Source organism: Intestinimonas sp. HCP28S3_D6 (assembly GCF_052065695.1).
GTDB lineage: Bacteria > Bacillota > Clostridia > Oscillospirales > Oscillospiraceae > Intestinimonas.
In genome coordinates, this window is sequence record NZ_JBQHTM010000012.1 from 23,446 (window position 1) to 46,147 (window position 22,702).

General features: G+C 54.5%; 22 protein-coding genes and 2 riboswitches. Of the genes, 13 read left to right on the plus strand and 9 right to left on the minus strand.

The features are described 5' to 3' along the window. Window positions 1–317: 317 nt before the first annotated feature. From ACTNBK_RS05945 to ACTNBK_RS05985, 9 genes are all read right to left on the minus strand, one after another. The gene (locus ACTNBK_RS05945) at window positions 318–710 is read right to left on the minus strand and encodes a homing endonuclease associated repeat-containing protein (protein ID WP_441144465.1); all 393 of its coding nucleotides are present in this window, start codon (window positions 708–710) and stop codon (window positions 318–320) included. A gap of 239 nt (window positions 711–949) precedes the next feature. After that, a riboswitch (cobalamin riboswitch) is annotated at window positions 950–1,156 on the minus strand. A 404-nt stretch (window positions 1,157–1,560) separates the two neighbouring features. Further along, a riboswitch (cobalamin riboswitch) is annotated at window positions 1,561–1,696 on the minus strand. A 39-nt stretch (window positions 1,697–1,735) separates the two neighbouring features. Beyond that, window positions 1,736–2,779: a homing endonuclease associated repeat-containing protein gene (locus tag ACTNBK_RS05950; protein WP_441144466.1), complete on the minus strand. Its 1,044-nt coding sequence runs from the start codon at window positions 2,777–2,779 to the stop codon at window positions 1,736–1,738. Between the two features lie 12 nt (window positions 2,780–2,791). After that, window positions 2,792–3,436, minus strand: a complete 645-nt coding sequence (locus tag ACTNBK_RS05955) for an ABC transporter ATP-binding protein (RefSeq protein WP_441144468.1) — start codon at window positions 3,434–3,436, stop codon at window positions 2,792–2,794. Between the two features lie 40 nt (window positions 3,437–3,476). After that, window positions 3,477–4,397 carry an ABC transporter ATP-binding protein gene (locus ACTNBK_RS05960; protein ID WP_441144470.1) on the minus strand — a complete coding sequence of 307 codons (921 nt, stop codon included), beginning with the start codon at window positions 4,395–4,397 and terminating at the stop codon, window positions 3,477–3,479. Beyond that, window positions 4,384–5,220, minus strand: coding sequence for an ABC transporter permease (locus ACTNBK_RS05965; protein ID WP_441144472.1), 837 nt, complete (start codon window positions 5,218–5,220; stop codon window positions 4,384–4,386). Before ACTNBK_RS05965 ends, ACTNBK_RS05960 begins: the two co-directional genes overlap by 14 nt. Then, window positions 5,213–6,205: an ABC transporter permease gene (locus ACTNBK_RS05970; protein ID WP_441144474.1), complete on the minus strand. Its 993-nt coding sequence runs from the start codon at window positions 6,203–6,205 to the stop codon at window positions 5,213–5,215. Before ACTNBK_RS05970 ends, ACTNBK_RS05965 begins: the two co-directional genes overlap by 8 nt. 69 nt (window positions 6,206–6,274) lie before the next feature. Further along, window positions 6,275–7,942 carry an ABC transporter substrate-binding protein gene (locus ACTNBK_RS05975; RefSeq protein WP_441144476.1) on the minus strand — a complete coding sequence of 556 codons (1,668 nt, stop codon included), beginning with the start codon at window positions 7,940–7,942 and terminating at the stop codon, window positions 6,275–6,277. A 23-nt stretch (window positions 7,943–7,965) separates the two neighbouring features. Next, window positions 7,966–8,475: a hypothetical protein gene (locus ACTNBK_RS05980; protein ID WP_441144477.1), complete on the minus strand. Its 510-nt coding sequence runs from the start codon at window positions 8,473–8,475 to the stop codon at window positions 7,966–7,968. 76 nt (window positions 8,476–8,551) lie between these two features. Next, on the minus strand, window positions 8,552–9,772 hold the full coding sequence (locus tag ACTNBK_RS05985; protein ID WP_441144479.1) for a DUF4368 domain-containing protein: 1,221 nt from the start codon (window positions 9,770–9,772) through the stop codon (window positions 8,552–8,554). Between the two features lie 207 nt (window positions 9,773–9,979). Here ACTNBK_RS05985 and ACTNBK_RS05990 point away from each other — a divergent pair, with 207 nt between their 5' ends. The 13 genes from ACTNBK_RS05990 (at window position 9,980) to ACTNBK_RS06050 (ending at window position 22,680) form a co-directional block, all read left to right on the plus strand. Beyond that, a complete protein-coding gene (locus ACTNBK_RS05990) occupies window positions 9,980–10,801 on the plus strand; it encodes a ParA family protein (protein ID WP_441144481.1) in 822 nt (273 codons plus the stop codon). Next, complete coding sequence (locus ACTNBK_RS05995; protein WP_154474030.1) at window positions 10,758–11,693, plus strand: ParB/RepB/Spo0J family partition protein; 936 nt, start codon at window positions 10,758–10,760, stop codon at window positions 11,691–11,693. Before ACTNBK_RS05990 ends, ACTNBK_RS05995 begins: the two co-directional genes overlap by 44 nt. Window positions 11,694–11,707: 14 nt before the next feature. Further along, window positions 11,708–11,983 carry a DUF5720 family protein gene (locus tag ACTNBK_RS06000; protein ID WP_002586530.1) on the plus strand — a complete coding sequence of 92 codons (276 nt, stop codon included), beginning with the start codon at window positions 11,708–11,710 and terminating at the stop codon, window positions 11,981–11,983. Window positions 11,984–12,270: 287 nt separating this feature from the next. Further along, window positions 12,271–13,149 (plus strand): DUF6017 domain-containing protein, encoded by an 879-nt coding sequence (locus tag ACTNBK_RS06005; RefSeq protein WP_441144483.1) that lies wholly within the window; start codon window positions 12,271–12,273, stop codon window positions 13,147–13,149. A 53-nt stretch (window positions 13,150–13,202) separates the two neighbouring features. After that, the gene (locus ACTNBK_RS06010) at window positions 13,203–13,949 is read left to right on the plus strand and encodes a BRO family protein (RefSeq protein ID WP_441144485.1); all 747 of its coding nucleotides are present in this window, start codon (window positions 13,203–13,205) and stop codon (window positions 13,947–13,949) included. An 87-nt stretch (window positions 13,950–14,036) separates the two neighbouring features. After that, window positions 14,037–14,537, plus strand: coding sequence for a PcfB family protein (locus tag ACTNBK_RS06015; protein ID WP_154474034.1), 501 nt, complete (start codon window positions 14,037–14,039; stop codon window positions 14,535–14,537). Then, on the plus strand, window positions 14,534–16,411 hold the full coding sequence (locus tag ACTNBK_RS06020) for a VirD4-like conjugal transfer protein, CD1115 family (protein ID WP_441144487.1): 1,878 nt from the start codon (window positions 14,534–14,536) through the stop codon (window positions 16,409–16,411). Before ACTNBK_RS06015 ends, ACTNBK_RS06020 begins: the two co-directional genes overlap by 4 nt. Before the next feature lie 219 nt (window positions 16,412–16,630). Continuing rightward, window positions 16,631–16,849: a Maff2 family mobile element protein gene (locus tag ACTNBK_RS06025; protein ID WP_003525154.1), complete on the plus strand. Its 219-nt coding sequence runs from the start codon at window positions 16,631–16,633 to the stop codon at window positions 16,847–16,849. Between the two features lie 69 nt (window positions 16,850–16,918). Continuing rightward, window positions 16,919–17,788, plus strand: a complete 870-nt coding sequence (locus ACTNBK_RS06030; RefSeq protein ID WP_154473816.1) for a VirB6/TrbL-like conjugal transfer protein, CD1112 family — start codon at window positions 16,919–16,921, stop codon at window positions 17,786–17,788. A gap of 20 nt (window positions 17,789–17,808) precedes the next feature. After that, the gene (locus ACTNBK_RS06035; protein ID WP_154473817.1) at window positions 17,809–18,276 is read left to right on the plus strand and encodes a PrgI family protein; all 468 of its coding nucleotides are present in this window, start codon (window positions 17,809–17,811) and stop codon (window positions 18,274–18,276) included. Further along, window positions 18,221–20,641: a VirB4-like conjugal transfer ATPase, CD1110 family gene (locus tag ACTNBK_RS06040; RefSeq protein WP_441144492.1), complete on the plus strand. Its 2,421-nt coding sequence runs from the start codon at window positions 18,221–18,223 to the stop codon at window positions 20,639–20,641. Before ACTNBK_RS06035 ends, ACTNBK_RS06040 begins: the two co-directional genes overlap by 56 nt. Next, complete coding sequence (locus ACTNBK_RS06045) at window positions 20,622–20,990, plus strand: hypothetical protein (protein ID WP_441144494.1); 369 nt, start codon at window positions 20,622–20,624, stop codon at window positions 20,988–20,990. The genes ACTNBK_RS06040 and ACTNBK_RS06045 overlap by 20 nt, the downstream gene beginning before the upstream one ends. After that, window positions 20,983–22,680, plus strand: coding sequence for a CHAP domain-containing protein (locus ACTNBK_RS06050; RefSeq protein ID WP_441144495.1), 1,698 nt, complete (start codon window positions 20,983–20,985; stop codon window positions 22,678–22,680). Before ACTNBK_RS06045 ends, ACTNBK_RS06050 begins: the two co-directional genes overlap by 8 nt. Window positions 22,681–22,702 lie beyond the last annotated feature (22 nt).

The window sequence follows — 22,702 nt, forward strand, 5'->3', positions numbered from 1 at the left end:
CGCGCTCCTGTCACAAAGCGCAGAGGCCGCCGTACCGGTGGCCCTTCCACACTTGATCCATTCCTTCCCGCCAGACACCAATACCGTTCCTGTGCAGTTGCCGCCCCGCATTGCTCCACGTCTCTCCGCCGTTGGTGGCTCGGCCGGTCTCCCGGCGTCCTGGCCTACTCCGCTCACGGAATATCGCTTTCGGTGCTGGGTATTCAGTTGTCGGCCGCAAACCGGCCATATGAGACGGGCAAAGGCCCGTTGGAATCTGGGAAAGGAATCGGCATAGGGGAACCCTATGCCGGAAGGAGGGGTTCCCCTCCTTCTCTTTATGGTTTTCCTGCCTTCTCCGGATGCTCTTCTGCCTCCTGATCACGGAGCTCCCGGGCGTAGAGCTGCGTCTGCCGCTCAAACTCGTCTTGAAAGATCTTCCGGCTGGTGATGGGCCTCTGCCGCTTCGGAGAAGGCAGCCCCGCCGCCGCGATCACATGTTTCCAACCGCCAAAACGGGAGGAGATGTAGGCCCCGCCGATGATCTCGCCGGCGTTGGGCGTAAATCCAAAGCGGACCGCCTCCTGTCGGACGTACTCCAGCAGCATATCGTTACTGTCCTCGGCATGTTCCTGTGCAAACTGTATGTTCAGAGCCCGCAAGGCCTCTTTGGTTCGTCCTATGACCTTTCGGTTAAATGACCGGCCTTCTTGGAATGTTTTATTCTCCACGGGCAGTCCCTCCAGATACAGGTACAGAGCGGTTCCCTCCGGCACCAAACAAAAAAAGACAGGCGCATAAAATGCGTCCGTCTTTATCCCCAATGGTATGGAAGAAAAAAGCGGACGTATCATCATACGTCCGCTTTTGCTCCTTTTCAGGGGGTGAAAGGGTACACTGATCCCGTGCACACCTCTCATCTGGCGTTTTTTGTCAGAGCAGTCCCGAAACCCGGGATTGAGCTCTTAGTAGGTCTTCTGACTGATGTGTCCCGACGGCCATATTGACCGCCCTTGCATACCCGCCGCCTTCCCAGCTAAGCCATTACGACCGCCAGTGACCTGCTTTCGCAGAAAACGGATATACTCCACAATCACAGCTATTGAATTGCGCGTCCCCGCAGCTTTCGCCGCGGTTCCTGCCGCAAAACATGTCCAGGAATTACACCTGATTCCCTTGTTCAGCCGAACAAGGATGCGTGTCCGCTCCGGTGTTCCGGAGCCGGGTCGCGCATTTGCCACAAAAGCCGGATGCAGTATTCAGTTTTGGGCATTTCCTGCCGGAACGAGAAAGCTCTGATACATATGGGAGAGGTCGTTCTTATCTGCATCAGATTATAGCACCGCAGAGTTCTTAAGTCAATAAATAGTTATCAAAAATCGCTTTTTCGTCAAAAAATGCGCGAAAACAAAGCCCCCCGGTGTTTTTCTTTTTAAAAAATCCGGCGGACCACTTTCCGCCGGATTACCCATGCAAAAGGTGGACGCAGTGCCGATATCTCCGCTTTAAAGGGTAAACCAACCAAAGCCTTTTCTGAACCTTCAAAAAAGACGAGATACCGACAAAGCATTCCACCTTGATGCTCTTGTCCGCCACAAGGTCGACATTCCTGGCTCACGGCTCCAAGCCGCACACAGTAGAGATAAGACTGCGCCGGAATTTCACCGGCTTGCCGTTTCAGACGCCCTGCGGCGCCACCTTATGACATTCCTGTATTTACTTATTGTAATCAGCATAGCAGTTTCCTGTTGTGCTGTCAAGTGTGGGATGCTTTATTGCTGCCTGATTTTCTTAATTTGATGCGGAGCCTCTGTGCTTCCGAGCCTGTGAGCGGCGCCCTGCCCAGTTGAAAGAGCGCATTCCGCAGTGAGCCGAAGTTTTCCGACAGCTCATTTCGCAGTGACGGAGAGAGCTCGTCCCGGAGCGGAGAGCGGCCCAGTCTACGGCAGATCTCCTCCAGGCGCGCCAGCAATTTGCTCTGTTTGGCGGTCGGCGCCTGTATCAAGGTAAGTACACAGCTCCCAGCACATATTCGCTGCTGGTACTCCCACTTTGCCCGCACCTCTTCATCTCCCGACAATGGTGTTAGGCCAGCAGCCTCCAGAATACTTCCCCAGCTTCGCCAGCCTGTGCGGAGTGTCAGCCGCAGTGGTTCCGGAACCTCTTCCCGCAGCGGGGTACGTCCCAAGCGTCCTGCGAGTCCCTCCAGCTCTTTTATCTGTTCGGGTTCCGGGGGCTCTGTGTGGAGCGGGTGGGCTTCCAGCCATTGGTCTAAGGTTTTCGCAGCCATCAGGACCTGATTCCAGGCACCAAAATGGGTGCGGAGCAGCTCCGCTTCTGGTATCTCACGCCGAAGCGGCGGTACCCCGCAAGTCACCCATCGCTCTGACAACGCCAGAAGTGCCCAGCCTGCCTCCGGCTGTTGTGTGAGCACCGCCATCCAGTCTGCTGTTACTGACTGTTTCTCCATGCCGTACCGCAACCCCGCCGCCCGGAGCGCGGCGGGCCAGGTTCCAAATCGGCGCTTCAGATACGCCCGGTAGAGCGGAAAAATATCCTGCTGTGTGGGCGTACGGCCCAATTCTTTTGCTCTTTCAGTTAGAATCGCCGCCAACTCCTGGATGGAATAGCTTTCGCAAATTGCCCGCCCCAACGGCTTATCTGGCGCATAATCCCGATATTCCTGCCGGAGATATGCTTCCGAAACTCCCTCTTTTGCCAGGCTCTCCACCACCTGTTGATAATAACACACTTCTTGCGGTGTTAGATACGGGGGATGCTTGATCTTTTCTCTGGCCATCATTTTCTCCTCTTAGAGCCGGCACTGTTCCGGCACATCTGCTCCCTCTTCTGCCGGCCACAGCTTCCTTCCTGACAGGTGAAGGATCTTTGTACAAAAATGCTTGCAGAGAGCCATGTCATGGGATATAAACAGGTACCCAAGTCCCTTTTCCCGCTGGATTTCCTGCAGTAAATGGATGATCTGGGCCTGTGAGATGACATCAAGCATAGAGGTCGGCTCGTCCAGCACCAGGAAAGAGGGTTCCAGAAGCATGGCACGGGCCAATGCCAAACGTTGAAGCTCACCGCCGCTGAGCTCCGCTGGTCGGCGCTCCAAATGCTCATCATAGATGCCATACCGCTCCAGATAGCCGCACAAAGTTTTCCGAGAGTAGGGCATCTTTAAGAATAGGTACGGCTCCTTCATGCTGTCCGCCAGTTTCATCTTGGGGTCAAAGGCCACCTCCGGGTGTTGAAAAAGGATTTGGATCCTTTTGCGGGGTTTGCCTCGGTAGGGGTAGGTCAGCTTTTCTCCATCCAACCGCACTTCTCCCGTGGTAACAGGGAAGAGTCCTGCCAAAATCTGACCAATGGTAGATTTTCCGCTGCCGCTGTCTCCAAAAACAGCCAGTGTTTCTCCTCGGTCAACCGTAAAAGAAATGTCCTCCACGATCATGGGTCCTCGTGCGAAATAGCGTTTGGATACCTTTATCGCCTCAATGAGCATACTTCCAACACCTCACAGCCCGCTCATCCACTTCAATCAGTGGCGGTGCCTTTCTACACTGCTCCGTTCTCCATACGCAACGGTCATAAAAATGGCATGCACTCTGGGCAATGGTATCCTTCCTGGGTGGTGCAAACCCCATATTTGCCTGTAGACCATTCTCTGGAAGAGCGTCCAGCATAGCTCTAGAATACGGGTGTAGAGGTTCGCCAAAGAAAGAAGTACTGTCACCGCTCTCAATCTGTTGGGAGGCATACATGACTACCACACGGGACGAAATAGTCTGTGCGAAGTGGAGATCATGAGTGACACAGAGCAGCGTGCGCTCTCCCAATCTCTGAAAGGCATCCTCTACCAGAGCGATGCGGTGGCGATCCAGGCCTTTGGTAGGCTCATCTGCCAAAACAAGTCCCGCCCCAGCAGCTATGCCCATGGCGATCAGCACCCGCTGGCGCATACCGCCAGAGAGTTGGAAGGGATAGCTGCGGCACAGGGCCTCACTTTGTTCCAGTCCAAAAGATTCCAGCAACATGGCAGCCTGAATCAGCGCCTCCCTCCGGGTACAGCGTTGGTGCTTGCGGATAGTTTCGCAAAGCTGATGCCCCACAGTAAAAAGGGGGTTGAGCCCATTTCCGCTGCCTTGGGGGATATAGGCGATCTCCTTCCCGCGGATTCGGTTGAGTTCCTGCTCCCGGCAGCCCAGCAGTTCCCGGCCGTTGAGTCGGATAGAACCGGTGATCCGTGCTGAGGTGGGCAGCAACCCCAGTGCGGCAAGCAGCAGGACGCTCTTTCCGCTCCCCGTTTCCCCCACCACTGCCAGACGATCGCCGTCATATACCGTAAATGTCGTATCACTCACCGCCTCAGGGTTGTCTCCGAAGCGGATGGAGACTCCCTCAATTTCCAGCATTAACTTCCTCCTTTCTGCCTCTTATACGTACGGGGCCCTCGCCGTAATAGCTTAACAGCATAAACCCAAGCACGGAGACGGATATACAGAGAATGGGGGGCACGTACCACCAGTAGGCCCCGTTGATGATCCCATTGCGGAAAAAGGCATAGTGCAGGATGCCGCCCCAACTCTTCTGCCCGATCACACCCAAGCCCAGAAAACTGAGGCTGGCCTCTGTCAGCATAGCGCTACCCACAGATAAAACAGCCCGAATAAAGACGATCTCTCCAAGATTGGGCAGAAGATGCCTCGCCATAATATAGAACCCACCGGCTCCCATAGTGCGCTCGATCTGAATAAAAGGCAGGATCTTGAGTTGCTGTACCCGGCTGCGGATAATGCGCGCCGTAGAGGTCCAAGCGGTGATACAGATTGCAAGAATGATGTTCCATACACTGGCATCCAGGAAAGCCACAAGGATAATTGTCAGGGGCAGCGAGGGCAGCGCCATCGCCACATTTGTGGCTTGCATGATGACCCGATCTACCAATCCACCCAGATACCCTGAAAGGATACCCAAGGCTGTGCCCACAATTGTTACCGCTAAAGCGGAGACTACACCAATCAGCAAGGAAATGCGGGTACCGTAAATAAGCTCGCTGAGAATGTCCTGACCAATGTCATTGGTGCCCAGGGGATGCTCTGCCGAGGGCCGAAGGTAGGGGATCCCCAGCTCGTAGGGGTCGTGGGGTGCCAAAACAGGGGCCAGTATGGCCACCAGCAGCACCATGCCCAGAATGACCACTCCCGCGATCACCCGGCCGTTGCACTTTTTAAGCATGGTGTCCCTCCTCCCGGATCCTGGGGTCGATGCACATATTGAGGATATCAGCCAGCAGATTGAAGAGTACGACACAAATGCCGATGAACAGGAAGCACGTCTGGAGCATAGGGAAGTCCTTGGTATTGACCGAGTCGTAGATCAATGTCCCCATGCCCTTCCAGGAAAAAACGACCTCTACCAGCATAGAGCCTCCCAGGATATGGCCGAACTGCATACAGACGGAGGTGAGATAAGGACAGAGGGCATTTTTCAGCACATGCCGCCGGAGAACCTGGCCCTGGGTGAAACCCTTGCTCCTGGCCACCGTGATATATTCCTCGTCCCGGATGCTCTGTACCGTACTCTTCATGAGCATATAGTAGGAGGAAGTGCGGAGAACCACCAAGATCATCAAGGGCAGAGTCATATGCCACAGGATATCTAGGGCCTTCGTCAGTCCAGAGAGTCCGCCGGAAGTGATACCGCTGATAGGAAAAAGGCCCAGTTGGAAGGCGAAGGTCATCAGGACGAGGATCGCCATACAGTTGGTCGGGATTGTGTTGAGGAAGAGCATGATGGGAGAGATGATGGTGTCCAGATGCCCCCCCTTTTTCCAGCCGGCCCGCAGTCCGAGCGTGCCGCCCGCCAGCGCGGAGAGCACGATGGCCGGGATCGTGAGCAGCAGTGTCCAGCGCATCCGAAAGGCCACGGTCTCCAGCACAGGCAGTTTGGTGCGGTAGGAATTGCCGAAGTCCAGGCGGAGAGTCTTATTGAGGTAGGTCACATATTGAACCGGGATAGGCTTGTCCAGCCCGTACTCCCGCCGGACCTCCTCAATGACCTCCGGCGCCTCGGCTTCCAGGCGCAGATACTCGTCCTCCCCGATGATATGGACCACCGGATCCCCCGGCATAAAGCGGACCAGAACAAAATTGATCGTGATGATACAAAAGACGATGAACACGGCCTCCAGCAGCCGTTTGCCAAGGAAAGAAAATCGCAAGGGATCGCCCCTCCTTTTCAGTTATAGACACGCGGGGGCACATTTGGTGCCCCCGCGCTGAGAAGGCCGTCAGGAAATGGGCCTGAGATTGTACCAGGTCTCGCAGTTGATCACACCCCAGCCGGGGTAATTGATCCAGCCCTCGTACTTATCGGTGCGGTAGGGATAGTAGGCGGTGTCCCAGCACAGGGCGATGCCGATGACTTCCTCCGAGGCGATGTGCTGGAGTTCCTTGACATACTCAGCGTAGTCCTCCGGCCCCTGGGCGTTGAGCATGTTGTTGTAGGCGGTGTCAAAGCTCTCCAGGTCGCAGGTACCCCACATGCTTAGATCGTCGTCAAACATATACAGGAAGGGTGTCTTGTAAAAGGACACGCCCTGGGTAGCATAGCAGATGTAGATCTCATACGCTCCGTCGTTTCGGATCTGCTGCTCATGGTCGGAATTTCGGATGCTCTCCTCATCCAGCGTACACTTGACACCCACCTCACCCAGGTTGGTCACGATGATCTCCGCGATACGCTGGTAGAGCGCGGCCTTGGTGGCATTGTACTGCGGGGTAACCAGCACGTCCATGGGGCTTCCGTCCGGCATCTCCCGCCAGCCGTCGCCGTCTACGTCCACATAACCGGCGGCCTCCAGGATGGCCTTGGCCTGTTCCTGATCCTGGGCCAGCTGGGGCAGGCTGTCGTCGTAGGCAATGCCCGCCGGGGAAATGATACCTTCGCTGGGGATCTGGCCGTCCTCTCCGCCGATGGTGGTGGCCAGCAGCTCATAGTTCAACGCATAGCGCACGGCCCGGCGGAACTCCAAATTGTCGGTGGGCTGCTTGTTGAAGCCGAACAGGATCTCAAAGAGTCCCATGTTCATTCCCTTGCCGGGATCGACTCCCTCCACGCCAGTGATAGACGGCAGCATGGTGGGCGGAATAGGATTGGAGTAGTCATACATGGCGTCGATCTCCCCGTTGCGCAGGGCCATAACCAGCGCATCCTGCGTGTCGTAGCTGCGGACCGTCACGCTGCGGACTGTGAGTTCCCGGTCCATATAAGTCTCCCCCACCGCCTCATAGTGCATGGTCTGGGCATCCTCGTCCACATTTACCAGCTTATAGGGGCCGCAGCCGATGGTCGCATCCTCGCCGGTGTAGCTGGCGGGATCCTCGATATTCTCCCAGATATGTTTGGGATACGTGCGTACGAAGACAGCGGAGTTTCCCAGGGTGAAATACGCTGCCCCGTCTGCCACATGGAAATCCACAGTGGTTTCGTCAATCTTCTCCACGGAAGTGATCTTGGAGAGATAGCCCGAGTTGAGCTCATCGTTCATCAGCTCCACCGTGAAGATAACGTCGTCGATGGTGAACGGTTCGCCGTCGTGCCAGGTGATGCCCTGGTCAGTGGCAAAGGTGGCGCGGATGATGTTTCCGCCGTCCAGTATCTCCCAGGAGGTCATTAGGTTTGGCTGTATCTCGTTGTTTTCATCCCGGGTCAGCCAGGTTCCGGCGCAGAAGGCATTGTAGTTCATCCGGCCGAACGAACCGCTCTCTGACGCCAGGCTTCTGGGCGTGACCTCCTTGCAGATGCCGATTTTCAGCTCCTCCACCACATCGGAGGCCGCCTGGGTCTGGGTGGGATTGGTCTCAGGGGCCGGTTTTTCTTCGGTGGAGGCTCCGCAGCCGGCGGCGCTCAGAGCCATGGCGCCCGCCAGAAGCAGCGCCAAAAGCCGCTTCTTCATTACTATCTACCGTCCTTTCTTCGTCAGTCAATGGGCCGCAAGGTGTACCAGGTGCTGTTATTGATGGCGCCCCAGCCCGGATAGTTAACCCAGCCCTCAAACCGGTCGGTGCGATAGGGGAAATAGCACTTGTCCCACGCTAGCGGCATTCCAATGACATTCTCCGCCGCCATTTCTTGCAGTGCCTTCACCCGTTCGTTGTAGGTCTCATAATCAGGCGAGTTCATCATGTCTAGATAGGTCTGCACAAACTCCGGTTCGCTGTAGGTACCCCAGGCGTTTCCATACCCCTTGTCCACATAGTAGTAAAATACGGTCTCATAGGCCGCCACACCAGACGAAGTGCTGCCCAGTGTAATTTCATACTCGCCGCTGTAGATAAAGGAACGGTAGGTATCCGTATCGGACTGGTGCTGGTCATCAATAGTGCACTTCACCCCCACATCCGCCAGATTGGAGACAATAATCTCCGAAAGCCGGTCGAAGAGCGCTTTCTGCGTGGCACTATAAGGAGCGGTAAGGAGGACATCCATTAGGCGTGTCCTCACAAGGACAACTACAAAATCTAAGGATAGGCAGGTGATGCATCGGCAGCACCTGCCTGTTCTTTTACGCACTTTTCGAGATATCCATGTTTCCAACCGCGCCAATATCCGTGTAGTGGATTTCCACCGTTTGGCTGGCGTGTTTGGACCACTTCACGTCCTTCTCATGCACCACGATTTTCTCAATGAACAGCCGCAGCAGCTCCGGCGTCAGTTCCCGGATGTCGGTGTAGCGTTTTGCCTTGGCGATGAAGTTATCTGCGCCAGAAACCGTGGCCTTTAGTTTGGCGACCTCCCGCTCCTTTTGCGGGATAGAGGTTTTCAACCGTTCCCTCTCCGCCACATAACTGGCGGAGAGTGTCTGGAACTGCTCCATGGTGATGCGCCCCAACACCGAGTCCTCATACAGCCGCTTGAAGATGGCATCCAGTTCCGCCTCGCGCTTTTTCATCCCTGAGAGTTCCAACTCCAGCCTGTGGATCTCCCGCCGTAGTTCAGCAGACTGCCGGTCACAGATATAGGCGGCGAACTCCTGCGTATGCTTCCGCGCCATGGCCGTCACCCTGCGGATATCTTCCAGCACAATCTCGTCCAGGATGCATTCCCGGATGTAGTGGGCCGTGCAGGCATCAGTCCCGGCTTTCTTATAGGTACGGCAGGTAAAGTGGTTGTAGGAGGCGGACATGGTGTGGGCACGGTGCAGGACCATGGTGGAGCCGCAGTCGGCACAGATGACGAGGCCGGAATACTTGTTGAGTTCCTCTATCTTTGTGGGACGCCTCCTGTTTTGCCGTACCCGCTGGACGATATCCCACGTCTCCCGGTCAATGATGGGCTCATGGCTGCCCTCAATAACCATGCATTCCTCCCGCGGATGCTCTATTTTACGCTTGTCCTTGTAGGATTTTGTGCTGTACTTCATGTTGAGGGTGTTGCCAATGTACAACTCACTCTCCAACATATGTGCGACGGTGCTTTTTTCCCAGTTGTAGGGCTTGTCCAGTGAGAGGCCCATGTGCCTGCTGCCAAACCGCTCGTAGGCGTACATGGCAGGACACAGTACCTTTTCCTGCCGCAGGAGGCGGGCAATCTGGCTGGGGCCGTTCCCTGCAGCGCAGAGGGCGAAGATACGCCGCACCACAGCGGCAGCCTCCTCATCCACGATGAGTTTGCCCTTGACGTTCTCGTCTTTTCGGTAGCCGTAGGGCGCCCGTGTCCCCAGTCGCTCTCCGCGCTGGGCCTTGGCCCGCTGCACCGCCCGAATTTTCCGGCTGGTGTCCCGCACAAACCACTCGTTGAACAGAGGTTATTCGGGAAAGGGAAAGGCAAACAAGCAGAAATCCAGTATTCATGCGGGTTTGCGGCGGGATGGCTCCCTGAAAGCTGAACACAAATAAGACAAGCAGCAATACAATCGCATATCGTTTCTCAGGGAGAATGTTGATTTACGTCACATTCTCCCTTTTTTCATTTCAGAAACGAGGTGATTGTTATGAACACACAAATTATCGCCATTGCCAACCAGAAAGGCGGTGTGGGCAAGACAACGACCTGTGCCAACTTGGGAATCGGGCTGGCGCAGGCCGGAAAGAAAGTCCTGCTGATCGACGGAGACCCGCAAGGCAGCCTGACCATCAGCCTGGGCCACCCTCAGCCGGACAAGCTGCCCTTTACCCTGTCCGACGCGATGGGCCGTATTCTGATGGATGAACCACTCAAACCCGGCGAGGGCATCCTGCACCACCCGGAGGGTGTTGACCTGATGCCTGCGGACATTCAGCTCTCCGGCATGGAGGTTTCTCTGGTGAACGCCATGAGCCGAGAGACTATCCTGCGGCAGTATCTGGACACGCTCAAGGGACAGTATTCCCATATCCTGATTGATTGTCAGCCCTCCCTGGGTATGCTCACGGTCAATGCCCTGGCAGCCGCCAACAGGGTCATAATCCCCGTTCAGGCGGAGTATCTGCCCGCCAAGGGTTTGGAACAACTGCTCCAAACAGTAAATAAGGTGAAGCGGCAGATCAACCCTAAGCTCCAGATTGACGGTATCCTGCTGACGATGGTGGATAACCGCACCAACTTTGCCAAAGAGATTGCCGCCCTGCTGCGGGAAACCTACGGCAGCAAAATCAAGGTGTTCAGCACCGAGATTCCCCATTCTGTCCGAGCAAAGGAGACCAGCGCCGAGGGCAAGAGCATTTTCGCCCATGACCCCGGCGGCAAGGTGGCTGAAAGCTACAAAAATCTGACGCAGGAGGTGACAAAACTTGAAAAGCAGCGCGAAAAAAGTAGAGCTGGCATCGGTAGATGACCTGTTTTCCACCGAGGAAAGCCGTGCCGATGCACAGCGGGAACGGGTGCTGGAAATTCCCTTGTCTGAGCTGCACCCTTTTAAGAACCATCCGTTCAAAGTCAAGGATGATGAATCCATGATGGAAACTGCGGACAGTATCCGGCAGTATGGTGTGCTGGTTCCGGCGATTGCACGACCTGACCCGGAGGGCGGCTATGAACTGGTAGCCGGACACAGACGGCACAGGGCCAGTGAACTGGCTGAGAAAGAAACCATGCCGGTCATTGTCCGGGAGTTGGACGATGACGCTGCCACCATCATTATGGTGGATAGCAACTTGCAGCGCGAAAGCCTGCTTCCCAGCGAAAGGGCCTTTGCCTACAAGATGAAGCTGGAGGCTATGAAACGGCAGGCTGGGAGACCTTCTAAAAATTCCGCCCAACTTGGGCGGAATTTCGATGGAAAGGAATCCAGAGAAATTTTGGCAGAACAGGTCGGCCAAAGCCGCAACCAGATTTCCCGCTACATCCGCCTGACCGAACTGATTCCCGAACTGCTGGATATGGTGGATGAACGAAAAATCGCTCTCAATCCGGCCTACGAGCTGTCGTTCCTGAAAAAAGAGGAACAGACCCAGCTTTTGGACGCGATGGACAGCGAACAGGCTACCCCTTCTCTTTCTCAAGCCCAGCGGCTCAAGAAGTTCAGCCAGGAGGGGCATTTATCCATTGATGTGATGCGGGCCATTATGGGAGAGGAAAAGAAAAGCGATCTGGACAAGGTGACATTCACCTCGGACATCCTGCGGAAGTATTTTCCCAAGAGCTACACGCCCCAGCGGATGCAGGAAACCATTATCAAGCTGCTGGAACAGTGGCAGAAAAAACGCCAACAGCAACATGAACGCTGAGAAAGGAGCCGCCTATGAGGGATATTTCAGCCCGTGAGCTGAAAGGACATAACATTCTTGCCGTGGAGCGTTTTCAGGACAACACCCGCCGGATGATTGAATTTTCTGTCCTGCGTTCCTGTGCCTATGGCAGTCCCGGTGATGAAATGCGGCTGTTTTTGACCGAGGACGGCTATCAGGCCGCCCTCCTGAGCCAGCAGCATCGGGAAATCAAAATCAAGCGGTATGCCCGTGTGATTGAGGGACATATCCTCGATTTTAAGCCGGACAAGCGCCGCCGCCACTCATAAACAAATCATTACTGCGAAAGGAAAGGATTGAAATGTGTACTGTAAAGGAAATCCGGGAAGCAATCCGGGAGGATTGCCATTCCCAGCATGATATGGAATCCGGCGAGATTGACTGTGTTCTGCAAACTCTGCCATTCTCTCAGGGAAATGACCTGTTAGACAAACCGCCCATTCCCAAGCGCCCCTACCGGCGCAAAAAAAGTGAACAAAACAGCTGACTGCCACAATTCTTTTTACAGGATTGTGGCTTTTTTCATACCCTGAGAAATTTGGAAGGAGTGAGGTCAATGGCCGTATTTCGCATTGAACGAACCAGAGATTATACCGTGATGAGCAATCACCATTTACGCAACGGGAAACTGTCCCTGAAAGCCAAGGGGCTGCTTTCCATGATGCTGTCCTTACCGGAGGACTGGAACTATACCACCAGAGGGCTTGCCGCCATCTGCAAAGAGGGCGTGGACGCTATCGGCGGCGCGCTGCGGGAGCTGGAAACTGCCGGGTACATTGTCCGCCATCAGCTGCGAGACAAGCAGGGGCGGATCAGTGATACCGAGTATGTTATCTACGAGCAACCACAGCCGAAGAACCCGGATACGCCCCAGCCGGATACGGCTTCACCAGATACGGGAAACCCGGATATGGAGAAACCGGATACGGAAAAGCCCGCAGAATTAAATATAGAGAAATCAAATACTCAAAAATCAATTACTCATGGATCAAGTACCGATTCCATTCCCTTCCGGGAAACAGCGGCGGCAAGACCGCCGGAACGGAAAGGAAGGGATGCGATGTCTGTCTCCGAGATAGAAAATTATCGGGAATTGATTTTAGAGAACATCGAGTATGACTACCTGTGCAGGGAGTTTGCTACCTATCGGGAGGATTTGGATGAGATCGTGGAGCTGATGGTGGAAACCGTCTGTGCCAGACGCAAAACCACCCGGATTGCAGGCAGCGACTTCCCCCATGAGGTGGTGCGCTCCCGGTTTTTGAAGCTGGACAGCGAACATATCCGGTTTGTCATGGACAGCTTGCAGAAAAATACCACCGAGGTCCGCAACATGAAGCAGTACCTGCTGACAGTGCTGTTCAATGCGCCCACCACCATGAGCAATCACTACACGTCACAAGTCAATCACGATATGAACGCAGGCGGCTGGTAAGGCCGCTTTTTTTATTCCAAGGCCCTATAACGACTTTTACAGGAGGTTACGACATGAGCCAGATGGAAATTTTCAAAAACCCGGAGTTTGGCAACATCCGCGTCATCGAGGAGAACGGCAAGTATCTGTTCTGCGGTTTGGATGTTACAGCTGCACTCGGCTACAAAGATTCCGCCAAAGCATTGAAAACGCACTGCACATCCGATGGGTGGGCGTTTTACCCACTCATCGACAATGTGGGCAGAACCCAGCAAACCCGGTTTATCTCGGAGGGAAATCTGTACCGCCTGATTGCTCACAGCAAGCTGCCCTCTGCGGAACGGTTTGAACGCTGGGTATTCGATGAGGTGCTGCCCACCATCCGAAAGCATGGGGCCTACATCACCAGGGAAAAGCTGTGGGAGATGGCGACTTCCCCGGAGGCCATGATGAAGCTCTGTTCCGACCTGCTGGCCGAGCGCGAGAAAAATGCGGCGCTGCGGGAGGAAAATGCCATGTTGGAGGGCAAGGCCGCCTTTTACGACCTGTTCATCGACCTCAAGCACAGCACCAACCTCCGTACCACCGCCAAGGAGCTGGTTGTGCCGGAGCGTCGCTTTGTCCGGTTTCTGCTGAAACAGCGGTTTGTATACCGCACGGCATCCGGGAATGTACTGCCCTACGCAAAGCCCTCCAACGACGGCCTGTTTTGCGTCAAAGACTACTGCAACCACGGGCATATCGGCTCCTACACGCTGGTGACGCCCCAGGGAAAACTGTATTTTGCTGAACTGCGGGACAGTATCCTGCTGATGATCTGATGACCAACTATCTTCTGCGGCGGTTGGTGGTCCCGCCTTAGTTTTTGAACCATCCCTGCAAAATTCGTGGAAAGGAGGCGTTACCCCATGCAGGAAGAAGTAGAAAACAGGACTTTGACGCTGGTAGTCAACGGCACAAAGTTCACCGGGCGGCTGTTTAAGGCTGCCATTTGTAAATACCTTGCCCATCGCAAGGAAAAGAAGCTGAATAAGCAGAGAAGCCGGGACGCGCCTGTGAAGCCCCAGGGTAAGCAGACGGTCAAGCAGCTCATTGGTCAGAACCAGGGCGTTTCCAATATCGAGATCACCGATCCCTCCATCAAGGAGTTTGAGAAGATCGCCCGGAAATACGGTGTGGATTATGCAGTGAAGAAAGACCGCAGCAGCTCCCCACCCAAGTACCTGATCTTTTTCAAAGGTCGTGATGCGGATGCGCTGACAGCAGCCTTTACCGAGTACACCGGCAAAAAGGTCAAAAAAGCAGAGAAAACAGAGCGTCCGTCTGTGCTGGCAAAGCTGAACCAGTTCAAAGAGCTGGTCAAAAATGCCGTGGTGGACCGCACCAAGCGAAAGGAGCTGGAACGATGAAAAAGCAGCTTGACATCAAAAAGCTCCTGATTTTGAACCTGCCGTATCTCCTGATGGGCTTGTTTGCCACCAACTTCGGGGAGGCATGGCGCATGGCACAGGGCGCGGACGCTTCAGCAAAAATGCTCTCCTTCTTCTCCACGCTGCCGGTGGCGCTGGCAAGCTGGTGGCCCAGCCTGCACCCGCTGGATTTACTGGTGGGCCTGTGCTGTGGCGCTGGTCTGCGGCTGGCGGTGTATCTGAAAAGCAAAAATGCAAAGAAATACCGCCACGGCATGGAGTATGGTTCTGCCCGATGGGGAACCCACGAGGACATTGCCCCTTATGTGGACCCGGTATTCCAGAACAATGTGATTCTGACGAAAACCGAGAGCCTGACCATGAACAGCCGCCCGAAAGACCCCAAGACTGCCAGAAACAAAAATGTGCTGGTCATCGGCGGCTCCGGTTCCGGTAAGACCCGGTTCTGGCTAAAGCCGAACCTGATGCAGATGCACAGTTCCTATGTGGTGACAGACCCCAAAGGTACGATTTTGGTGGAGTGCGGCAAAATGCTCCAGCGCGGTACACCGAAAATGCGTCCCAAGCTGGGCAAGGATCATCAGCCGGTAAAGGACCGGCATGGCAATCCGGTCTATGAGACCGTAAAGGACAAAAATGGCAAAGTGGTCTATGAGCCTTATCGTATTAAGGTTCTCAATACCATCAACTTCAAAAAGTCCATGCACTACAATCCTTTTGCCTATCTGCACAGCGAAAAGGACATTTTGAAGCTGGTTACGACTTTAATAGCGAATACCAAGGGAGAAGGCAAGGCTGGAGATGATTTCTGGGTCAAGGCGGAAATGCTTTTGTACTGCGCCCTCATCGGGTATATCCATTATGAGGCTCCGGTGGAGGAACAGAACTTCTCCACCCTCATTGAGTTCATCAACGCCATGGAAGTCCGGGAGGACGACGAGGAGTTCAAGAACCCGGTGGACCTGATGTTTGATGCACTGGAAGCAGAAAAGCCTAATCATTTTGCCGTCCGCCAATATAAAAAATACAAGCAGGCCGCCGGCAAAACAGCTAAAAGCATACTGATTAGCTGCGGTGCGCGCCTTGCTGTGTTCGATATTGCGGAGCTGAGGGAGGTCACTTCCTACGATGAGCTGGAGCTGGATACGCTGGGAGATCGGAAAACTGCCCTGTTCCTTATTATGAGCGATACGGATGACAGTTTTAACTTTCTCATTTCCATGTGCTACACCCAGTTATTCAACCTGCTCTGCGAAAAAGCCGACGATGTGTACGGCGGGCGGCTACCGATCCATGTGCGCTGCCTTATCGACGAGTGCGCCAACATCGGCCAGATTCCCAAACTGGAAAAGCTGGTGGCTACCATCCGAAGCCGTGAGATCTCCGCCTGTCTGGTCTTGCAGGCGCAAAGCCAACTGAAAGCCATCTACAAGGACAATGCCGATACCATCATCGGCAATATGGATACCTCCATTTTCCTGGGCGGTAAAGAGCCGACTACCCTCAAAGAGCTGGCTGCCGTGCTGGGCAAGGAAACCATCGACACCTACAACACCGGCGAGAACCGTGGGCGGGAAATCTCCCACTCTCTCAACTACCAAAAGCTCGGCAAAGAGCTGATGAGCCAGGATGAACTGGCCGTTATGGACGGCGGCAAGTGCATCCTTCAGCTGCGCGGTGTGCGGCCTTTCCTTTCGGATAAGTACGACATTACCAAGCACCCCAATTTCAAATACACAGCCGACGCAAGCGACAAGAACACTTTTGACATTGAAGCGTTCCTGTCCACCCGGCTGAAACTCAAGCCCAATGAGGTCTGCGACGTGTACGAAGTAGATACTCAGGGCGCTTAATTTCGTTCCGCTTTAGAAGGGAGTGATCTTATCTATTCGCCGCAACTGCCCTTTTGGGGCCATTGGCGTACAAAGCGGACAATCGCAAGAAAAAATAATGAAAAAGGAGGACAGCCGGAATCATGCCCCCGGAAACCGGGTGGCAGATTGTTCCGGCTTTTGTATGCCTATGAAACATGACAAACCTATTTTTTAATCAGATTCCGGCTAACAAACTATATGGCATTTTTTGAACAGGCAATCACCGTTCTTCAGACCCTCGTTATCGCGCTCGGTGCCGGTCTTGGTATCTGGGGCGTCATCAACCTGCTGGAAGGTTACGGAAACGACAACCCTGGTGCAAAATCACAGGGCATGAAGCAGCTCATGGCCGGTGCTGGTGTAGCTGTTGTTGGTATGGTCCTTGTACCTCTGCTCTCCGGGCTTTTCTCTGTCTAAGCGTCTCCGTATGAAATCCTTGCCGTTCCCGCAGTTTTGCGGGGGCGGCGGAAAGGAGGTTGACACCGTATGGATTTCTTACTTGAAGCCCTGACAAATTGGCTGAAAGAAATGCTGGTAGGCGGCATTATGGGCAACCTGTCCGGGATGTTCGATTCTGTAAACCAGCAGGTCGGAGATATATCCGTACAGGTTGGGCAAACGCCGCAGGGCTGGAACGGCGGCATTTTCAGTATGATTGAGAATCTGTCCAACTCCATCATGGTTCCCATCGCCGGTGTGATTCTGGCGATTGTAATGACGCTGGAACTGATCCAGATGATTACCGACAAAAACAACCTGCATGATGTGGACACCTGGATGATTTTCAAATGGGTGTTCAAGTCAGCCACAGCCATACTCCTTGTCACGAATACATGGAATATCGTCATGGGCGTGTTCGATATGGCGCAGAGTGTGGTGGCACAGGCATCCGGCATCATTTCTTCGGATACCGCCATTGATATTTCCTCTGTCCTTACGGACATGGAACCCCGGCTGATGGAAATGGATTTGGGTCCGCTGTTCGGGCTTTGGTTCCAGAGTATGTTTATCGGCGTTACCATGTGGGCGCTGTATATCTGCATCTTCATCGTGATTTATGGCCGTATGATTGAAATTTACCTTGTGACATCCGTTGCGCCCATCCCTATGGCTGCCATGATGGGCAAGGAATGGGGCGGCATGGGCCAGAACTATCTGCGCTCCCTGCTGGCGCTGGGCTTTCAGGCGTTTCTCATCATCGTCTGCGTGGCAATTTATGCTGTGCTGGTGCAGAACATCGCTCTGGAAGATGACATCATCATGGCGATCTGGAGCTGCGTGGGCTACACCGTGCTGCTGTGCTTTACGCTGTTCAAAACCGGCAGTCTCGCAAAATCAGTCTTTCAGGCGCACTAAAACGGAAGGAGGTTTCCACATTGGCTTATGTACCCGTACCCAAGGACCTTACGAAAGTCAAAACCAAGGTCGCGTTCAACTTAACCAAGAGGCAGATGGTCTGCTTCGGCGGCGGGGCGCTGATCGGCGTACCGCTTTTCTTTTTGCTCCGGGGGCCTGCGGGAAACAGCGTGGCTGCCATGTGTATGATGCTGGTTATGCTGCCCTTCTTCCTGCTGGCGATGTACGAAAAGCATGGCCAGCCGTTGGAAAAGATTGTGGGCAATATCATTCGCGTCACGGTGATCCGCCCCAGGCAGCGCCCCTACCGCACCAATAACTTCTATGCCGTGTTGCAGCGGCAGGCAAATCTCGACGAGGAGGTGTCACACATTGTTTACGGCAATCAAAAACTGGCTGCACCAGCTGTTCGGAAAAAACGAGGAAAAAGCTGTGCAGCCGGTCAAAACAAAGAAAAAGCTGTCCCGCGCCGACAGAAAGCAGATTGAAGCTGCCATTGCCCGCGCCAACCGCACGGACAAAAAGGAAAAATCCGCGCAGGACAGCATCTCTTATGAACGGATGTGGCCGGACGGTATCTGCCGGGTATCAGACGGTCACTACACAAAAACCATTCAATTTCAGGACATCAATTATCAGCTTTCACAGAACGAGGATAAAACCGCGATCTTCGAGGGCTGGTGCGATTTTCTCAACTACTTCGACAGCTCGATTCAGTTTGAGCTGTCTTTTTTGAACCTTGCAGCATCGGAGGAAACCTTTGCCCGCGCCATCAACATCCCCCTTCAAAGGGATGATTTTGACAGTATCCGGGTGGAGTACACCACCATGCTGCAAAACCAGCTGGCAAAGGGCAACAACGGCCTAATCAAAACCAAGTATCTCACCTTTGGCATTGACGCGGACAGCATCAAGGCGGCCAAGCCCCGTTTGGAGCGCATTGAGACCGACATTCTCAATAACTTCAAGCGGCTGGGCGTAGCGGCGGAAACGCTGGATGGAAAGGCGCGGCTTGCCCAGCTGCATGGTATCTTCCACATGGATGAGCAGCTGCCGTTCCGGTTTGAGTGGGACTGGCTCTCCACCAGCGGTCTGTCCACCAAGGACTTTATCGCCCCCAGCTCCTTTGAGTTCCGCACCGGCAAGCAGTTCCGTATGGGCAAGAAATACGGGGCGGTTTCTTTTTTGCAGATTTTAGCGCCGGAGTTGAATGACCGGATGCTGGCTGATTTTCTGGATATGGAAAGCTCGCTCATTGTGAGTATGCACATTCAGTCGGTGGATCAGATCAAGGCCATCAAGACGGTGAAGCGGAAAATCACCGATCTGGATAAATCCAAAATCGAGGAACAGAAAAAGGCGGTCAGAGCAGGATATGACATGGACATCATCCCTTCCGACCTTGCCACTTATGGTGTTGAGGCCAAAAAGCTCTTGCAGGATTTGCAGAGCCGCAACGAGCGTATGTTCCTTGTGACCTTCCTGGTGCTGAACACGGCAGACAATCCCCGCCAGCTGGACAACAATGTGTTCCAAGCCAGCTCCATCGCGCAGAAATACAACTGCCAGCTGACAAGGCTGGACTTCCAGCAGGAGGAAGGGCTGATGAGTTGCCTGCCCCTGGGTATCAACCAGATTGAGATTCAGCGGGGGCTGACCACCAGTTCCACGGCAATCTTTGTGCCGTTCACCACCCAGGAATTATTCCAGAACGGCAAAGAAGCTCTGTACTATGGCATCAATGCCCTGTCCAACAACCTTATCATGGTGGACCGCAAGCTGCTGAAAAACCCCAATGGCCTGATTCTCGGCACACCGGGTTCCGGTAAATCTTTCAGCGCCAAGCGTGAGATCGCCAACTGCTTCCTGCTGACTTCCGATGAGGTGGAAATTCTGGACCCGGAAGCGGAATATGCCCCGCTGGTGGAGCGTCTGCATGGGCAGGTCATCAAAATTTCGCCCACCTCTACCAACTATATCAACCCGATGGACCTGAATCTGGACTACTCGGATGATGAAAGTCCACTGTCCCTCAAGTCCGACTTCATTCTCAGCTTGTGCGAGCTGATCGTGGGCGGCAAGGAGGGCTTGCAGCCAGTACAGAAAACCATCATCGACCGTTGTGTGCGGCTGGTCTATCAGACTTACCTGAATGACCCGCGCCCGGAGAATATGCCCATACTGGAGGATTTGTATAATCTCTTGCGGGCGCAGGAGGAAAAAGAGGCACAGTACATCGCCACAGCGCTGGAAATCTATGTGACCGGCTCCCTCAATGTGTTCAACCACCGGACCAATGTGGACATCAACAACCGTATCGTCTGCTATGACATCAAGGAACTGGGCAAGCAGCTGAAGAAAATCGGGATGCTGGTGGTACAAGATCAGGTGTGGAACCGCGTTACCATCAACCGTGCCGCCCACAAGTCCACCCGTTACTACATCGACGAGATGCACCTGCTGCTGAAAGAGGAACAGACCGCCGCTTATACGGTGGAGATCTGGAAGCGATTCCGTAAATGGGGCGGCATCCCGACCGGTATCACGCAGAACGTCAAAGACCTTTTGAGCAGCCGCGAGGTGGAGAACATCTTTGAAAACTCCGACTTCGTATATATGCTCAACCAGGCGGGCGGAGACCGGCAGATTCTTGCCAAACAGCTGGGCATTTCCCCGCACCAGCTTTCCTATGTGACCCACTCCGGCGAGGGTGAAGGACTGCTGTTCTACGGCTCCACCATCCTGCCTTTCGTGGACCATTTCCCCAAGAATACGGAACTGTACCGCATTATGACCACGAAACCGTTGGACTTAAAAAAGGAGGATGAACAGCATGACAAAGAAAGAAATTGAAAAAGGCGCAGGTCTGCTTCTGGCCGCTGTCAGCGGCTGTGAGCAGATGGTAGAACTGCTTCGCGCTGCCGTCCATTACTGCTATGAGCAGGAAAAGGCAGCAAAAAATCTCACGCCCAAGGGCTATGCCGGATTTACCCGGATTCACCATATCTGGACAGAGGGCATACCGGATGTTCCCAAGCTGTTTATGGGCAGCCCGATTCAGGATCGGGACATGGCAAGAGGAACCCTGATGGCGCTTTTCCTGTCCACAACGGTCTTTCCGGCAGAAACCATTCAGATTCCGGTATATGCGGAAACCTGTGTGCTGCTGGATGACCTGATGGCGGGTGGCTGGTATGCGTAAGGAACCGCGCCTGCACTTTACAGACGAGGAACGCGCTGACCCGGCGCTGGAAAAGCCCATCCGCAAGGCAGACCGGGCCGCCGCCAAAGCAGACAGGGCGCAGGCGAAAATCCCAAAAAAGCAGGTGCGGCAAAAGACGGTGGACCCTAAGACCGGCAAAGTGACCACCAAACTGGTGCTGGAGGACAAGAAAAAACCGCCCTCCAAGCTGTCCCATGCGGTCCGGGATGCTCCGGGAGATGCGGCGCTGGGGAAACTCCACAAGGAAATCCGTGAAACGGAACAGGACAATGTGGGCGTGGAGAGCGCCCACAAGTCTGAGGAAAGCGCAGAGACCGGCGTTAGGCTGGTCCGGGAAGGCTACCGCAGCCACAAGCTGAAGCCATACCGCAAGGCGGCACAGGCGGAGCAAAAGCTGGAAAAGGCCAATGTAAATGCCCTGTATCAAAAGTCCCTGCGGGAAAATCCCCAGCTTACCAGCAATCCGTTTTCACGCTGGCAGCAGAAACAGGCCATCAAAAAGGAATACGCCGCCGCCAAGCGCGCCGGAAACACCGCCAACACCGCAAAAAAGACCGGCAAGGCTGCCAAGACGGTCAAGGAAAAGGCACAGCAGGCCGGAGCATTTATTATGCGCCATAAAAAAGGATTTTTGCTTGTAGGTGCTATTTTTCTTCTCATCTGCCTGTTGCTCAACACCATGTCCTCCTGCTCCATGATGGCGCAGAGCATCGGTTCCGTTCTCTCCGGCACCACTTATCCATCGGATGACCCGGAAATGCTGGCGGTGGAGGCCGATTACGCCGCCAGAGAAACGGCGCTGCAAGCCGAGATCGACAACATCGAAAGCAGCCATCCGGGATATGACGAATACCGTTATGACCTGGATATGATCGGGCATGACCCCCATGAGCTGGCGGCGTTTCTCTCCGCCGTCTTGCAGGGGTACACTCAGTCCAGCGCCCAGGGCGAACTGGAGCGCGTGTTTTCCGCCCAATATACCCTGACGCTCACCGAGGAAATCCAGATTCGCACCTATACGGACGAGGATGGCGACACCCACGAATACGAATACCGGATTCTTCATGTCAAGCTGGAGAGCCGCCCCATTTCCTCTCTTGCCACAGAGCTTTTGACCCCGGACCAGCTGGAAATGTATCAGGTGTACCGGCAGACGCTGGGCAACAAGCCGCTGATCTTCGGCGGCGGCTCCACAAATACCAGTGAATCCGAGAGTTTGGACGGTGTGGAGTTTGTAAACGGCACACGCCCCGGCAACCCGGAGCTGGTGGAACTGGCCAAACGTCAGGTGGGAAATGTGGGCGGGCAGCCCTACTGGAGCTGGTACGGCTTCAATTCCCGTGTGGAATGGTGCGCCTGCTTTGTGTCTTGGTGCTACGGCCAGAGGGGTCTGTCTGAACCGCGCTTTGCAGGCTGCCAATCCCAGGGGGTTCCCTGGTTCCAGTCACATGGGCAATGGGGCGCGCGCGGCTATGACAACCTTGCCCCTGGCGATGCCATCTTTTTCGATTGGGACATGGACGGCAGCGCCGACCATGTGGGCATCGTCATCGGCACAGACGGCAGCCGGGTCTATACCATAGAGGGAAACAGCGGCGATGCCTGCAAAATCAGAAGCTACGATGTGAACTACGAGTGCATCAAGGGCTACGGCCTGATGAACTGGTGACAAATCTTTTGATAAGGAGTGA